The 16,216-nt window shown below is 38.1% G+C and carries 16 protein-coding genes, 1 tRNA gene and 1 pseudogene; 12 read left to right on the top strand and 6 right to left on the bottom strand.

Annotated features, from left to right (window positions below):
• Positions 1-58: 58 nt before the first annotated feature.
• The 4 genes from AC27JP_RS08320 to AC27JP_RS08305 all read left to right on the top strand — a co-directional run bounded on the left by AC27JP_RS08320 (position 59) and on the right by AC27JP_RS08305 (position 2,503).
• Positions 59-253 (top strand): helix-turn-helix transcriptional regulator, encoded by a 195-nt coding sequence (locus tag AC27JP_RS08320; RefSeq protein ID WP_487113939.1) that lies wholly within the window; start codon positions 59-61, stop codon positions 251-253.
• A gap of 242 nt (positions 254-495) precedes the next feature.
• Entirely contained in the window at positions 496-711 is a 216-nt protein-coding gene (locus AC27JP_RS08315; protein ID WP_487113937.1) for a DUF3892 domain-containing protein, read from the top strand.
• Between the two features lie 189 nt (positions 712-900).
• Complete coding sequence (locus AC27JP_RS08310) at positions 901-1,890, top strand: hypothetical protein (RefSeq protein WP_487113935.1); 990 nt, start codon at positions 901-903, stop codon at positions 1,888-1,890.
• Between the two features lies 1 nt (position 1,891).
• Positions 1,892-2,503, top strand: coding sequence for a hypothetical protein (locus AC27JP_RS08305; RefSeq protein WP_487113933.1), 612 nt, complete (start codon positions 1,892-1,894; stop codon positions 2,501-2,503).
• A 119-nt stretch (positions 2,504-2,622) separates the two neighbouring features.
• Here the strand turns inward: AC27JP_RS08305 and AC27JP_RS08300 are convergent, their stop codons facing one another.
• The 4 genes from AC27JP_RS08300 to AC27JP_RS08285 form a co-directional block, all read right to left on the bottom strand.
• Complete coding sequence (locus AC27JP_RS08300) at positions 2,623-3,855, bottom strand: integrase domain-containing protein (RefSeq protein ID WP_487113931.1); 1,233 nt, start codon at positions 3,853-3,855, stop codon at positions 2,623-2,625.
• A 207-nt stretch (positions 3,856-4,062) separates the two neighbouring features.
• Positions 4,063-4,139, bottom strand: a tRNA-Pro gene (locus tag AC27JP_RS08295).
• Positions 4,140-4,249: 110 nt separating this feature from the next.
• Positions 4,250-5,938 (bottom strand): DUF3413 domain-containing protein, encoded by a 1,689-nt coding sequence (locus tag AC27JP_RS08290; RefSeq protein WP_487113929.1) that lies wholly within the window; start codon positions 5,936-5,938, stop codon positions 4,250-4,252.
• A gap of 69 nt (positions 5,939-6,007) precedes the next feature.
• Positions 6,008-6,229, bottom strand: a complete 222-nt coding sequence (locus AC27JP_RS08285; RefSeq protein WP_487113927.1) for a YejL family protein — start codon at positions 6,227-6,229, stop codon at positions 6,008-6,010.
• A gap of 80 nt (positions 6,230-6,309) precedes the next feature.
• On the opposite strand from AC27JP_RS08285, the gene yejK reads away from it, so the two are divergent.
• The 5 genes from yejK (at position 6,310) to AC27JP_RS08260 (ending at position 11,039) form a co-directional block, all read left to right on the top strand.
• Positions 6,310-7,398, top strand: coding sequence for a nucleoid-associated protein YejK (gene yejK, locus AC27JP_RS08280; RefSeq protein ID WP_487113926.1), 1,089 nt, complete (start codon positions 6,310-6,312; stop codon positions 7,396-7,398).
• An 88-nt stretch (positions 7,399-7,486) separates the two neighbouring features.
• Positions 7,487-8,515, top strand: coding sequence for a dihydroorotase (gene pyrC, locus AC27JP_RS08275; protein ID WP_487113924.1), 1,029 nt, complete (start codon positions 7,487-7,489; stop codon positions 8,513-8,515).
• Positions 8,516-8,527: 12 nt separating this feature from the next.
• Positions 8,528-9,409 (top strand): 6-carboxytetrahydropterin synthase, encoded by an 882-nt coding sequence (locus AC27JP_RS08270; RefSeq protein ID WP_487113922.1) that lies wholly within the window; start codon positions 8,528-8,530, stop codon positions 9,407-9,409.
• Entirely contained in the window at positions 9,402-10,235 is an 834-nt protein-coding gene (locus AC27JP_RS08265; protein WP_487113920.1) for a M23 family metallopeptidase, read from the top strand. Before AC27JP_RS08270 ends, AC27JP_RS08265 begins: the two co-directional genes overlap by 8 nt.
• 42 nt (positions 10,236-10,277) lie before the next feature.
• A complete protein-coding gene (locus AC27JP_RS08260) occupies positions 10,278-11,039 on the top strand; it encodes a substrate-binding periplasmic protein (RefSeq protein ID WP_487113918.1) in 762 nt (253 codons plus the stop codon).
• A 17-nt stretch (positions 11,040-11,056) separates the two neighbouring features.
• Here AC27JP_RS08260 and AC27JP_RS08255 read toward each other — a convergent pair whose 3' ends face one another.
• Entirely contained in the window at positions 11,057-12,790 is a 1,734-nt protein-coding gene (locus AC27JP_RS08255; RefSeq protein ID WP_487113916.1) for an amidohydrolase, read from the bottom strand.
• Between the two features lie 178 nt (positions 12,791-12,968).
• Here AC27JP_RS08255 and AC27JP_RS08250 point away from each other — a divergent pair, with 178 nt between their 5' ends.
• The 3 genes and pseudogenes from AC27JP_RS08250 to AC27JP_RS08240 form a co-directional block, all read left to right on the top strand.
• Positions 12,969-13,661: a response regulator transcription factor gene (locus tag AC27JP_RS08250; RefSeq protein ID WP_487113914.1), complete on the top strand. Its 693-nt coding sequence runs from the start codon at positions 12,969-12,971 to the stop codon at positions 13,659-13,661.
• A 10-nt stretch (positions 13,662-13,671) separates the two neighbouring features.
• Positions 13,672-15,045, top strand: coding sequence for a sensor histidine kinase (locus tag AC27JP_RS08245; protein WP_487113912.1), 1,374 nt, complete (start codon positions 13,672-13,674; stop codon positions 15,043-15,045).
• Between the two features lie 159 nt (positions 15,046-15,204).
• Positions 15,205-15,411, top strand: a pseudogene (locus tag AC27JP_RS08240) (LysR substrate-binding domain-containing protein); the annotation flags it as partial.
• Positions 15,412-15,475: 64 nt separating this feature from the next.
• On the opposite strand, the gene AC27JP_RS08235 reads toward AC27JP_RS08240, so the two are convergent.
• Complete coding sequence (locus AC27JP_RS08235; protein WP_487113910.1) at positions 15,476-16,189, bottom strand: cytochrome b/b6 domain-containing protein; 714 nt, start codon at positions 16,187-16,189, stop codon at positions 15,476-15,478.
• Positions 16,190-16,216 lie beyond the last annotated feature (27 nt).

Here is a 16,216-nt window from a genome sequence, read left to right as displayed (position 1 = left end):
CGCTTATTTACCCTTATCTTATTGAGTGAATCCAGCAAATATAAAACAGGAGAAGGTTATGCAAGAAAGGTTAATTAGGCTAAATGAAGTCATACGAATTACAGGGCTGAGTCGCAGTCGTATCTATCAATACATTTCTGAAGATAGGTTTCCTGATAATGTATCTCTTGGTGGTAGGTCTGTAGCGTGGGTGGAGAGCGAAGTCTTACGGTGGGTTGAAAATGTAATAGGGCGAAGATATGAAAGTGATTGATATAACCAAGGGCAAGGAAGGGGCTTTTGTTGAAGGTGGCTTAATTGCTAGGCTATAGGTGATTGAATACACAGTATTAAGTATGCAGTTAACTGTTTTTTAATACATACTGTATACAACACTGTTCAACTGTTCTTTTTTTGAGCGTGAAGTGGTATAATTACATTCGTGTTAGGAGGTGATATTGCAGGTTGCACTGTAATGCCAAGCACGACAAATTAACTATTTTAAAAGGTGAATATATGGCTACATCAAAAAGTATCAATGGAAATGCGGACGGTTCAAATGGTGAAAATCAATCTTACACTATCAATGGTAGGGGTGATGTATCACGAGCAAAATTAGTTCGTGAAGTTGACGCAGGGCTACATGATGGCGTTCATACGGTTAATGTTAACGGTACTAAATATGTCAGAGCTAACCCAAATCAAACTGCAGGGGATAACGTAGACAAGTAAACATACGGTTGAACATGGATGTTCTGTTTAATGCGAGGGTTGATATAGAGGGCTTCTTAATTGTGCTTTACTCTTGTGCCTATAAGTGTGGCAACCAAAATTTAAAGGTGGTCTTTAATTGTTATTTAATAAGCCTATAAGTTGCGGTATAGTATTAAAGTTAATAAAAATAAATACATAGGAAGTAAAATGCAATCATCAGAACGTCGCTGGGCTTATTTTTACGATTTTAACCTTAAGCCTTATCCGGAGGATGCTCCCTCGTTTGAGTTTGAAGAGGTTTTAACCAAAATAGAGCAGACATGGAAAAACGGAAAAGCGGTCCATAAGTATAGAAATAAAGAAGTTACCGTCAGGGTAAAGGACTTTAAGCTTATAAAAGATTATGCTGTTGTGCTTATTCATGTTTCAGATATAAAGGCGACTGACCCTGCATTTTCAAATACAGAGACAGGAAAGGTTCGGGTTGAGCAAAAGCAAGAGAATGAAGGGATTGGGGCTGCATGCCATATTATTTTTAGTCGAAATAATATAAAGCAGCGAAAGGGCTTTTACCTCTCTATAATAGAAGAGGTCGTAGGTATTCCTAAGTCGATTCTTGAGCAGTTTTTAACGTATTTATTTCGCGAGAGCTGCTCGACAAGCTATAAAAAGCAAGGTTCCAAGAATAAAAAAGGTAATATCTGTAGGCCTAAAGCGGTATTTAACGGTCATGCTAGCTCCACTCTAAAGCAGTCATTGGCTAATAGTGCATTGCAAGGGATTACATTGCTTAATCACAATGATGGTAAGTATATTGATGACGATAAAGAGTTGTTGATGACAGAGCAGGTGATGAGGTTAAAAGTTACGGGCAACCCATCAGGGAATCGTGCTATTGAAGTTATTAAAAAGGCTAAAAATATTGGTGTAAAACAGAATTTTGATGAGGTTCGGGTCCAGTATGCGGAGGTTGTGGCAGAAGAAACAACTAAAAATGATAAAGGTGAAAGCACAACAAGGCAAATTAAAAAGCAACGAACAATACCGTTTAGCACTAAAGAGGCTGATATCGCTAACCTCCTGTTTACTAAGTCGGAATTGATTGAGCTGACAAATGAGATAGGTCAATGTGAAAATAATGTTCATGTTGAATTGGCAAATAAAATGAAATCTTTACTCGATAATGCTATGAAATAATATGGATATATTAAGTAAGCTCGTCTCACCATTGAAATACTTACTTATTGACCATAAGCAAAAAAGGGTGGTTGATATATTTTTGCCGTTAGTGTTTTCTTTGTTTATTTGTATAGCTTATGTCTCGTTGCCTGTGCCTTTTGCGATATTGGGTGAGGCGGGTCTAATAAGTTCACTTAATGGTTTTGTTCAAATTATTTCTGGTTTTTTTATAGCTGCTTTGGGTGCTATTGCTACATTTCCAAATAAAAGCATGGACGAAGTGACCGATGGTATTCCCTTGCTACTTAAGGGGAGTAGCTTAACTCGCAGGCAGTTTTTATCTTATATGTTTGGTTATTTGGCTTTCGTCGGCTTTTTTTTGGTTTTGCTTGGTATTTTTGTTTTAGCTTTAACTCCTAGTATTGAGTTTTGGTCAGGAAGTATTTCACCTCAATATGTCTACCTTTTAAAGATTGCTTTTCTATTGATTTATTTCTTTATGTTTAATGTATTACTTCTAACTACGTTATATGGGCTTTATTATTTAACAGAAAAAATACACGAAAATAAATCTGAATTTACCAGTGGGATTGGAGATGCCTCCACTGAAGATGAGCCGGAAAACTTTTAGCGACAGCTTATTCCCCTTATAACCCATCTCAATCAGCTACTTTGGCAATTAATTGAGCTTGCAATAAAGGTGATTGAATCACACTATGGCACCTTAGTTTTTCGGGTCTGGCTATCAAGCTACATTTGAGTTTTTATGCTTGTGATGGATAGACTTCCTATTGATGCCTTGTCTATTTGCTCAGACCACCAGCACATTAAATCTCTTCTGCGTTCAAGGTAGTTAGAGCGGTTGTAAGCTCGTCTGGTTTCATTTTTATCTAAATGCGCAAGCGCTGTTTCGATGATTTCTGAGTCATGCCCTTGTTCGTGACAGGTTGTTGAGAAGAGAGCTCTTAGCCCGTGGCTAACTATCTGCCCTTTGAGGCCGTTTCTCTTCATTGCTGTGTTGACTGTTTCTCTGTTCGCGTGGCTGAGTGGGTTTTTAACGCTGGGGAATAGGAATTCCCTATGCGAGCTAATGGGCTGCATGATTTCAAGTATATCAATAACTTGTTTTGACAGTGGTATTATGTGCTCTCTATTTTTTTTCATCTTTTCAGCTGGGATGACCCATTGCCTCTCTTCTAGGTTGAACTCTTCCCAGCGAGCTGTTGCCGCCTCAACAGGTCTTACTGCGGTATGTAGCTGTAACTCAAACATGCAGCGTGTTATGCGTGAGATGTTAGCGTTAGCCATTACTTTTAATAGGTAAGGTAGCTGTTCTGGTTTTAGCGTCTTGAAGTGCTCTCTTTCAACTGTGGGGAATAATTTACTTAAATCGGAAAGGGGGTTGTATTCAATGGAACCATCAGCAACAGCTAGTCTCATTATTTGGTTGATGAAGGCGCAAAGTCTTTTAACTGTTTCGTGTTTTCCCTCTGCAATGATGGGATTCATTATTTCTAAAGCTTGTTTGGGCCTCACTTGGCTAATGGGAAGGTCTTTCAGGGTGGGTAATGCGTGCTTGGTTAAGGTTTGATAAGCTCGTCTGATTGTGGGCTCTTTAAGTTCAGCGGTTTTAATATCGCGCCATTTTTCAGCGTACTTACCAAAAGTATTTTCAAGATTGCTTTTTGCTTCTTGAGCTCTTTCTTCTCTTCTGGTTTTAGGGTCTATGTCTCGAGCTAATAATTCGCGAGCATTAAAACGTAATTTCCTAGCCTCAACTATTGAAAGGGCTGGGTATTGCCCAAAGCCAATGTTTGCTCTTTTTTTAGTGAAGGGGCGATAATAGTTAAAAATCCAGAGTTTAGAGCCGTTTGGCTTAATCCTTAAAGATAAGCCTTCACCGTCAGATAAGCTGTATTCTTTATCTTTGGGTTTTGCTTGCTTTACTTCGGTATTGGTAAGAGGTTTTGTCATTTTAGCCATGTAGCACTTCCTTTTAGCCTAATCACACCTTTATAGTAACACTGAAAATACTAGTGCGCTGTGGTGTTACTTGCAGTGTTACATTAGATGTTGGATTTTACAATACTCTACAGGACGTAGATAACCGTGGATTGTTGCTTTATGTGTTGTATTTACTGGCATTTAGGCATAAAAAAAGACGCCCTAGGACGTCTTGATTCTATAATATGGTCGGAGTAGCAAGATTCGAACTTGCGACCTCACGTCCCCCAGACGCACGCGCTACCAAGCTGCGCTATACCCCGAAACGTAAGCTTAATGGGGATAAAAGCTTACGTTGGCTATATTAATGATTTATTAACTGAATGCAATTAAATGCTTTTAAAAAGCCAACAAATCATTGCTAAGTGACTAATTATTGTGCGTTATTCGCTTGGTTACTAAATTGCTTAATAAAATGTACGCCATCTATCATCAATGGAAAGTCTGATTTTGCGGTAATAGGCGCTGCTAATTGAATTGAATAGCTTTGAAAGTTGCCATTTTGATCAACAAACATCGATTTATCTTTATTAAACACGACAATACCATCATCCATGGTATTGGCGATGATGCGATCTTTTTTCAAACGCTTCATATCATCACCGTTACTATAAGTTTTTGCATCAATACCACAATCTAACCAACGTTTAATCAGGGTTGGCTGTACGTCCATATGGCTGGTCAACTTGTCTATGGTTCTATTCTTACCTTCAGACAAAATTAGTAGTGCAGGTTTGATTGACAGAGAAGTGTCTTTTGTTGGGTTACCAATCGAGCTTATCCATAAAACATCTTTTTGCTGCTTTTTGTTTTGCGCAGACATTAAGGCATCTAAGAACAATTCAAACTGATAACTGTCTTTGCCACTAAAATAAAATACATGCAAGCCAGGAGCATAACTATTAAGTTTATCGGCAAATATTAAACTCGAAATATCAGCTAATTTCGTTGGTTTTGGAAACAATTTACTCGCCAAGTTTAGCGGCTCATTTGACATTAGCTCGCTATGACTTTCGCCAATAATGGTTAACGATTTAGCCAAATTTTTCTTATCAAGGATCTGAAATAATAGCGGAGTGGTTTCTTGTTTTAAAACAGCATCCTTATAAATGCTTGGTAAGCTATAAAATAGGTTGAACCAAGCATCTTTTGGTAACGCGTTATCAATGTGGTTGTTAAGGGAAACCTTGCCTTGCTTGGCTCGTTGCTTAATTTTATCTAATTGTTGGCTATTAAGAGTTTGATCCGTTAACACCATAAAAACAGACTGTTTTAATGCTTGGTCATTTGGACATTGTCCTTGATAACTTGGGTACGTTGGTACGACATCGGTAAAGGCCAATGGGCTCGTTCTACGCGCAATATAATCAACTTCATCAAACATACCATATTTTGTTAATAAGGTTTTTGCAGTAGAAGGGTATGACAATGGCAGCACGGTATCTTGGCGTAAAACATCATACTCCAAATTCGCATCTGCCCATATATGGACGATATGACTAAAGAAGAAAAAGGCAACTAAAGGAATAACGATAAAACGCGCAAAGATGGTTTTTTGTAATTCTTTTAGGTGTTTCCATGCATAATTAGAGGCGAGTAATTCAAATGATAAAATTACCAAACACAAAACTAAGCTGACAAACCAAAAAATTCGACTGTTTTGCTGAATTTCGTTACTGATCAATTCTAAAATAGGCGCACTAGAGGAAATATTTAAGTGATAGCCCAAACGTGAATAAATAAAAGCGTCGAGTAACAGCAGCAATAATTCCACCGTGAAAACAATGGAAGCGACAACCCGAATAAAGCGCGTTCGGGGAAATAATATGGTGATCGGGAATAAAATCAGTACAAAGCTCATAAAGGTTAAAAAGGCCATATGGCTTAGCCATGTGGTAACCAAATAAGTTTGTCCGAGCAAGGTTTCCGGCATTGCTTCATTAAATACATAAATCGACGATAATAAAATTGCCGCGATAATGTTGAAGAAGGTGAACCAGTGGCTCCAGCTAATTAGCTGCAATAGGCGCTTACTATAGGGTTTTGATTCAAATGAAACCATTGCGTCGTAATATTCTCTTATTATTGTTTATAATTGTCGCTTGTTAACTATAAGTGATACTTATACGTTTTATTTAGATTTTTGTATAGATTGTTTTAATGCGCTGGTAAAATTGTTTACTATTACTTCTCGTTGTTGCTCTGGCACATTATTATTAATAATTTCTGTCAGTGTATTTCCTAGGCACATCAGCGCTAGATCAGGGGTTGCAGACTCATTTACAAGAACATCATGCAAATCTTGAATAATTTTTTCTACACGTTCGTTGGAATACTTGGATACAATAGGCATCTTAAACACTTAATTGGTAATTGAATAAACTAGCGATAAGTTTATCAAATGCCTGAACAATATAATACTGACCTTTATCTATGAGCTTAATTATTTCGAACATTGCACTGCATTTTTTAACAAAAAAAGAAGAAACTGGTGAAGTTGTACTCAGGTTAGGGCCTGAAAGCATTGCCGCTAGCAGCAAAATAGAAAACTTTGTTGATGCCCTACATAAGATTTATAACAGTAAAGGTAGCAAAGCATACGGCCATTTTTCCTCAATGCCTGCTGAAGGCGACAGTGCTCGTTTTGTTGACATTATGGAAAGCTATTTAGGTGACGTACAAAGTTTTTACCAATTCAGTACTCAAGCAGCAAACTTATTAAAAAATGAAATTGAAAAATATGACCTTGCAGAAACCGGTTACTTAATTATTTGTCACTACGAGTATATGGGCGGCCGCTATTTATTAGCAGCAATAATTCCAATTTCTGAACATTACTCGGTAGATGGCGAACTAAACATTTCAGCTGATCAGCATTTAGATACCAATAAGTTGCAGTTAGCGGCTCGTATTGATTTATTTGATTATCAAGACAACGCCGAAGGTAATCGCTATATTTCCTTTATAAAGGGTAGAGCAGGACGCAAAGTATCAGATTTTTTCTTAGACTTTTTAAGTTGTGAAGAAGGCTTAAACTCGAAAGAGCAAACCCAAACCTTAGTGCAAGCCGTTGAAGACTATGTTGCGGTTAATCAATTTGACGCCAATGAAAAACAACAAACGCGTAAAGAGTTATTGAGCTATTGTAAAGAGCAGAAAGAATCAGCTCAAGACGTTTCCTTACAAGAGCTCGGTGATGTTATTAAGTCAGAAGAAAGTGGCTCTGACTTTTATAAATTCTGCCAAGAACAGTCTTACCCAATTGAAGAATCGTTTCCGCACGACCAAGCTGTGGTTAACAAAGTCACTAAGTATTCTGGGTATGGCAACGGCATAAGTTTGAGTTTTGAACGTAGCCACTTTGGCCAAGACGTGGTTTATAACCCAGCAAACGAAAGCATTACCATATTTAAAGTGCCGCCAAATTTAAAAGACCAATTATTAGCATTATTGGAAACTAACAAAGCCAATGAAAATGCGGCAATGCAAGCAAACGCCGAAAATAGTGAAAGTGAGTTTTAACCCCGCTGTTTGCGCAACAAATTATACGATATAAGTGCTATGCCGAGAGGCGTAACAAAAAGACAAAAGAATTTATTAGGAAAGAAAAATGACAACATTAACCATCACCCGCCCAGACGACTGGCATGTACATTTACGCGACGGCGCTTCATTAACCACCACAGTACCTGATATCAGCCGTTACTTTGGCCGCGCTATCGTTATGCCTAACTTAGTGCCACCGGTAACGAATGCTGCACTGGCAAGTGATTACCATCAACGCATTATGGCGGCGAACCCAAGTAAGCAATTTCAACCGTTAATGGTGTTATATTTAACCGATCAAACCACAGCAGAAGATATTAAAACAGCAAAAGCTTCAGGTATCGTTTACGCCGCTAAGCTTTACCCAGCCGGTGCGACAACCAATTCATCTTCAGGAGTCACTAGCGTTGACAACATTGCGCCAGTGTTGGCAGCAATGGAAGAAGAAAATATGCCCTTGTTGATCCATGGTGAAGTTACCGATCATGATATCGATATTTTTGACCGAGAAGCTGTGTTTATCGATACCATTTTGCGTCCGTTAGCCGCAAAGTATTCAACATTAAAAATTGTTTTAGAACATATCACCACTAAAAATGCTGTCGATTTCGTCAAAGAAGCGGGTACTAATGTTGCAGCCACTATTACTGTTCATCATTTATTATTTAATCGAAATGACATGCTAGTTGGTGGTATTCGCCCACATTACTTCTGCTTACCAATTTTAAAACGTAATATTCACCAGCAGGCATTAATTGAAGCAGCTACCAGCGGCAGTGAGAAATTCTTTTTAGGTACAGATTCTGCGCCACATCCTCAACATGCGAAAGAATCAGCTTGTGGCTGCGCAGGTTCATACACAGCACATGCCGCTATTGAACTTTATGCTGAAGCCTTTGAACAAGCCGGAGCGCTTGATAAGCTTGAAGCTTTTGCCAGCTTAAATGGTCCTAAGTTTTATAATTTACCGGTAAACAACGACAAAATTACCTTAGTAAAAGAAGAATGGTCAGTGCCAGCCACCATAGCATTTGGTGATGATGTTGTTGTGCCAATACGTGCCAACGACACCATTGCTTGGCAAGTTAAGTAGTAGGGGCGTTCAATGCAGTTATTTGTAAATGATTTAACCGTTATCGACTTTTCATACTGTTGCCCTGATCGCGGTATAGTCGGCGAGAGCTGGATAGTTGATGTGTTGCTTGATGGTAGTCTTAACGAAATGAGCATGGTGCTTGATTTCGCTGTCGTTAAAAAGCAAATTAAAGCGATTATTGATGAAGCCGTTGATCATAAATTATTGCTACCCATGCAAGACGACTCTATTGTGGTTAGTGACGCAGCACAACGACCTGGCCATGAATTTGTCGACTTTAATTCTAAGCAAGGTGGCTACTTTTTACAGTCACCAGCCTGCGCATTTGCAAAACTTGCCGCTAAAACTATTGATATAGAGTCAGTAACCCAGCATTTAACCGCGATAATTCTTGCTGAATTACCGAAAAACGTTCAAGGCTTAACGTTAAATTTACGTGCTGAAGTTATCGATGGTGCTTATTACCATTATACTCATGGCTTAAAATTACATGATGGTAATTGTCAGCGTATTGCCCATGGCCACCGTTCAAAAATTCAAATATTTAAAAACGGCCAACGTTCATCAGCATTAGAAGAAGTTTGGAGTTTACGCTGGCAAGACATTTACTTAGCCAGTGAAGCTGATCGCATCAGTTTAACTGATATAGAATTATCAGGTGACGCGAAAGCTAATTTGACACCCGATCACCAATTATTCTCTTACTTCGCGCCACAAGGGCGATTTGATATTGCTGTACCAGGTAAAATATTGGACGTGGTTGATTGTGACTCTACCGTTGAATTGTTAGCAGACTTTATTGTTCGGCAACTTAAAAAACAGTCCCCTAATGATGACTTCAAAGTGATTGCCTTTGAAGGGGTCGCAAAAGGAGCTATTGCTAATGGTTAAAAAGTTGCCGTTTTTCTTTAGAAGTGCTGTTTTTGTTGGTGTTGCAATACTTTCGCAAACTGTCTCAGCTCAGGAGCAACTAACCAAGCAGTTTTTTCAAGGTGCCCTGATTGTTGGTAAAACTGCGCCAGAAAACCAAGTCATGTTAAATGGCAAAGCGATTAAAGTTTCTAAAGCAGGTGATTATGCGCTAGGTTTTAGCCGCGACGAAAAAAATAATAGTGAATTAGTTATTATTAAACCCGATGGCTCTCAAGAAAAGCAGTTGTTAAAGCCGCTGAAACGTGAATACAACATTCAGAAAGTGACCGGTATCTCGAAAAAAATCATGAACCCAAACAAGAAAGCAATTTCTCGGGTTGGTGAAGATAATAAGAAAATCAGAGCAGCAAGAAAAATAGACAGTGATTTAACTGCGTTTGCTGAAGGTTTTATTGCGCCAATTGAAGGCACAATTACCGGAGTTTACGGTAGTCAACGCTATTACAACGGCGTGCCTAAAACACCACATTATGGTTTAGACTATGCCGGAAAAACCGGCGATCCGGTTAAAGCGCCGGCAGACGGAACCGTACTGATGTATGTGCCTGATATGTTTTATTCTGGTGGCACTATGATCATCGATCATGGTCACGGCGTTAGCTCAACATTTTTGCATTTGAGTGATTCTTATGTCAAAGTTGGTGATAATGTAAGCAAAGGACAGCTTGTTGCCGCCGTAGGAGCAAGCGGAAGAGCAACCGGACCACACTTAGATTGGCGCATAAATTGGTTTAATATGAGATTAGATCCCGCGCTAGTGTTAAAACTCAAGCCTTTGAAATAATATTTGAATAACTAAATTAGCAAAGGCGATAAAAGGCAATCAATGAAACGCATCCTTATCGTCTTATGCTTAATTGCAAACCTGCCAAGTTACGCAAAAGATTTACATATCGGCTGGGAATTGTGGTACCCCTATCAATATCGTAATAGTCAGCAAGAACTGCTCGGCTTAGACTTCGAAATTCTTAACACCATTCTTACCAAAGTTGGCTACTCATCTGAATATACAGAATTGCCGTGGAAACGGCATTTGCATTACATCAAAACTGGTGAAATGGACCTTGCTATGGGGGCATCTAAAAGTGAAGAGAGAGAACGTTACGCTTATTTTACCCAACCATACCGTCAGGAAGTTGTTAAGCTGTTTGTTAGAAAAGGTCAGGCAAAAAAAATAAAACTGCAAACCTTAGCTGACCTGAACGAAAGCAAATATATGATCGGAATAGAAAGTGGTTACTATTATGGTGATGAATATAAAGAATTGATGAAAACCACTGAATTTCGAGAGCATATTATCGAAGTGGTTGATATTGAAGAAAATGTTACTTTACTTTTAAAAGACCATATTGACGGCTTTTTGGTTGATCCCGCTACAATTAAATCTTTTGCTAATAAATATCAAATGATTGGTGAATTTGAACAACATCCACTTGAGGTTTATCAAGCAGATATTCACTTAATGTTTAGCAGAGAATCGGTTAAACCCGAGATGATAAAAACCGTGGATAATGCTATTAGCGAATTAAAAAAATCAGGTCAGCTCGATAGCATTATCGCTAAGTGGAGCGAGTTAAAGCGCAGGTAATTGTATAAAATGGTCGATTACTGCTGATAGATAATTTCACCATTAAAAACGGTCATAAACACTTTTGTTTGCTCAATTGAATTTTCACTTATCTCGAATAAGTTCCTATCCAAAACAACAAAGTCTGCAAATTTACCTACTTCAATACTGCCGACTTTGTCCTCCTGTCTCATTACATAAGCACCGTTGAGGGTATAAGCTTTAATTGCTTTTTCTAAAGTTAACTCTTGCGGCGCTCTGGTCACTGCATTTTGTAAACCAATAAAAGGATTAAATGAGCTAACGTTCCAATCACTACTTAAGGTAATACGTGCACCAGCCGCCTCTAATGACTTGATAGGAATGGCGTTATCTGATCTTACCGCGCCAATTAGTTCATCATTTTCGTGCCAATGTTCAGGCTTTGAAAAATCACCAGCAACCTGTGCGTCAGCAGTAACATTAAGTTGTGCAAAACGAGGAATATCAGCCGGTGCGACTATTTCTACATGCGTGATACGATGACGACCTTGCTCACTAGCAGAACTTTCAACCGCATTTAATGCTTCTTGAATGCCTCTATCGCCAATGGCATGCATATGAAAATCAAAGCCGATGGGTTCTAGTTCAGCGATGTATTTTTCAATTCTGGCTTGGCTAAAATAATTTAGACCTTTGTTGTTTTCAATACCGATCAAATCAATGTTATAAGCATCTAACATTGCAGATGTTGCATTAACAATGATGCCGTCAGAGTACAATTTAATTTGATTGAATTTCAATAAACTATCGGCATTATTTGTATAAAGTGTCTTTAATTCTTTTAGTTGTTTAATATCATTTGCCGCCGGATATGCCCAAAGTCCAACGGCAACTCTTGCTGTTAATTTATTGTTTGCTTCTGCTTTTAGCCAAGTTTTATGATCGTCCCGTTGCCAGAAGCTTCTGGCATCACTAATTGATGTAATACCGTGTTTTGCTAGCTCCGGCAGAGTGTAGTCGATTAAGCCAGCATAATCGTTTTGTAGACTCTTTGTCGTCGGTGCCATAGCCATATCCATAACTATGTTGCCAGCATTATCAATTAAAATGCCATTTAATTCATTGGTCACTTTATCACGCAATATTCTGCCACCTTCTGGATGCGGCGTATCTTTGCTAAAGCCAGCTAAAGCAAGCGCTGCTGAGTTAACCCACATCGAATGAGAGGTTTGTTCCATGATAATGACGGGACGGTTAGGCTCTGCTTCATCCAGTATATCTCTTGGTGAACGTACCGTGTTGAGTAAGGTAAAGATTGAATGGCCATAACCAATTAACCAACCAGATCCTGGAACACTCTTGGCAGCGGCCTGAATTTCAGTTATATAATTTTCAGCATCTGTTTCATCGACATCAATCGAAAAATGGGTGTTTTCTGAAGCTGACTCGATAGGATGCATATGAACATCATGAAATCCTGGCATTAGCATTTTACCCTCGAGATCAATAACTTTCGTAGCTGCACCGATATATTTTTCTATTGCTGAATTACTGCCAACAAAAATTATTTTATTACCACTTAACGCGACAGCATCTGCCCATGCTTGTTGTTCATTTACGGTATAAATTTTTGCATTTTTAAATACCTGAGTAGCAATTTGGGTAGTTGGATTTGTTGATACAGGTTCGATGACTTCTTTGCTGGTCTTACTGCCAGAGCTACCACAACCAGCCAGCAAAAGGCTAACTATCATTATTGACGAAATTAAGCTATTTAAACTTTTTATCATTGAGTTATTCTCCACGGTATTTATTCGACTATTCATAGGTACTAATGTTAAATGAAGTAAGGTAACCAAAAGGTAACCGAATAAATTTACTGCTGTGTTAACCTTAATGTATGCGGCCCTCATTGCAATTTTTGCACGATAAGTGCTGACACCGATTTTATGTAGAGAAGGTTATGTTGTGATAATACTACTGGTAGAAGATGAAACAGATCTTGCAGAGCTAACGATTGATTTTTTAGCCACATCAAATATTGAATGTGATTATGCGTTTGACGGTATTAATGCGATGAATTTATTGGTAAAAAATACATATGATGTCATTGTACTAGATGTAAACATGCCAAGACTAAATGGTTTTTCAGTTTGTGAAGAAATCAGAGCGTTAGGCATTGCCACACCAATAATTTTCCTATCTGCGCGTGACACTTTAGCAGACAAACTCAATGGTTTTGAATTAGGGGCAGACGACTATTTAACTAAACCGTTTGAATTGGAAGAATTAGCAGCAAGAATTCAAGTACTGGCAACGCGCGAAAATAAACGAGCTATCAATAACCGTTTCAATTTAGATACCTTAACAATTGATTATGTGCAGCGCAGTGTTAGTCGCTCTGGACAATTGCTTGCGCTTTCGCCAACACAATGGCAGCTTCTGAGTTTACTCGCGCAACATAGCCCACACATAGTTGATCGCATAACAATTGAAAACGAGGTATGGCCTGATCAAACGCCAAGCAAAGACATGTTAAAAACCTTGGTATTCAGGCTTCGCAGTTTAATTGATAGTAATGGCGAAACTCAATTACTGCATACTATTCGAGGCGCTGGTATTGCCTTGAAAGAAAGTAAAACAATAGCGAAGTGTGAATAAGGAATGTCGGGTGGCTTTAACTAATCAACGGGATCAATCACTCAATCGTTTTTTGAAACTAAGATATTTAGCGGTTTTAGTGCTGTTAATTATTACATTTATCATCACCATTGTCTTTATGCGCCATGGGGCGATGGACGACACGACTGACTACTATATGCATTATGATGCACAAGTTTTAAGTGAACACTATCAGTTAACTGATGATATTGCAGAATTTGATCTCGGTATTAAAGAATATTATTGGAGTACTGCTCGACTACCACAGTATTATAAAATTCTGTTGGGTATAACAGATAATACCCCGCAAAAAATGATGAATAAAACCCATGTTTATCAGCTTGATAACCAGTATATTTACATTTTACCTTATTACTCAACTGAAAAAGGTGAAGTGTTTTATGTTATTCATTTATTTGATGTTGAGCATGAAGCTGCTTTTTATCAATCTTGGCAAAATGTCTTCATTTTATTTGTTACGGTTTTACTAGCGCTTGTTATTTTTTATAGTGTGCACACTAATAGAGAAATTACCAAGCAAGTTGCTGGGTTTGATGCTTGGATTCATTCATTGAGCCAATTGAATTATCATCAGCTAAAAAGGCATCAACGACCCGATAGCATTACGTTTAATGAGTTAGTGAACAGTGCAAATACTTTACAATCAAGCTTATTAAAGCAATTTGAACTACAAGCAACAGAACAGGCATTATTAAGTAGAGAAAAATATTTTTTAAGCAGCTTAAGTCATGAACTAAGAACACCCATTTCAATAATTTCTGCGGCAAGCGCTTTACTAAATAAAAGTGAGCATATAACTGCTAAAGACAGTAAAACATTGTTAAAGCTATATACGGCCAATCTTACAATGAAGCAACTAACCAATACCTTGCTACGACTTTGGCAAGGACAACATCACTCTGATATTGGTCAAAAACATAGCTTATTGGTTAATAAGGTATTCCTTTTCGATGAATTAGTAGAGAGCATCGTTGCTAGCGCACAACAGCAATTTGAAAGAAAAAATATCAATTTCATTGTGAACATGACAGAAAATATAAAACTATTAGGTCAATTTGAGCTAACAGAAATACTGGTTAGCAATCTTATTCGAAATGCTTGCCAATACAGTAGCGACGCTAAGGTGAAAGTTGACTTGCATTCACATTATTTACTGATTGAAAATATGATCGATGCGTCAAACAATAACGAGAATAATGTTGCTAGCAATGAGGTATTAAACTCATCTATGAAGAAACCTGACTACGGCTATGGTTTAGGATTGTTTCTAGCAGATAAAATTTGTCAACAATTGCAGTGGCAACTACAAATTTCTTCAAACGAAAATATATTTAAAGTGAAGGTAAGTTTTAATGAGAACTGAGTATGTTCAGCGCAACTTGCGAAAACATTCGATTTCAATAAACCAGCTGACTTACTGCAAACTTGGCTAGTCGGTTTGGAAGGCCCAGGAATATATAATTGGCCATCTTGGTTTGAGCATTGAGGCGTTACAGCTTACAAAACTCATCAACGCTGGACAAGAGTTCACAGTACTGACATGGCGCTCAATGCCGTCAGCAATGGCCATGGCTTCACATTAGCGGCACGTTATTTATGCATTGAACAGCTTAATACTGGCAGACTTGTTATGCCGGTAAACATTACACACCCAGAAGTAGTGAAGCGCTATTTAGTCTTTTACGAAAACTCTGCAAAAATGGCACGACTGAAACTTTTTATAAAATGATTGAAAACAGAAATGAGTGCTGAGCATTAATTTTAAAAGCTTTGTTATGCGTTTCCTGCTAGAACTAGTCTTGCTTTGTTTTTGGTAGGTATTTATAACCGCTAACCATAGCCGATATTAAGGCGGATTTTTCTCTTCTTTCTGCAACAATTACACCTAATATATGTAAAGGAATAAGAAAGATTAAGGCATAGAAACCATAAACATGGGCGGTAATAAAAGGCTTACGCAGTGCTCGCATTTCCTGATACGCCGTTTCATCAACATTTACTTTTGAATAAGGCTTAATAACGTCAACATTGTCTTTATCTATCGCGATACTCTGAGCAAAATATTGACCAAAAGGGGGGTAATAAATATCCGTACCTGCGATCACTAAGCCAGAAACCAATTGCACTAACATTAACAACAATAACGCCATTATCATTAGTTTACCTGCCGGGTTATGTCCTTTATAGGCTGAAACCTTGTGCTGTTTAAACGCTTTTAGGTCTTTTACAACACCGTTTTCAAATGCTAGGGCCTTACTCCATCGTTCATGTGCTTTACCGATAAAGCCAACCAAAATTCTAAAAAGGAAATTCGTGGCAAAAACATAGCCTATGCTAACATGCACCGTTTTAAGCAGTATTTTACCGTCGTTGTTAACACCGAGTAATTTGCTGTTTAAAATGATTAAACCAATCATAACGAGTAAGGTTATCGTAATAACATTTATCCAATGAAATAACCGAATGTTACGACTCCAGACAAAAACTCGCTCTCGTTTGATATTCATGCAAACCTCACTTATCAGCCATTGAAT

It is taken from the genome of Colwellia sp. SU-HH01172 (genome assembly GCF_057553355.1).
Note: the sequence above shows the minus strand (reverse complement) of the source record. Positions and strands in the feature narration are given on the sequence as shown.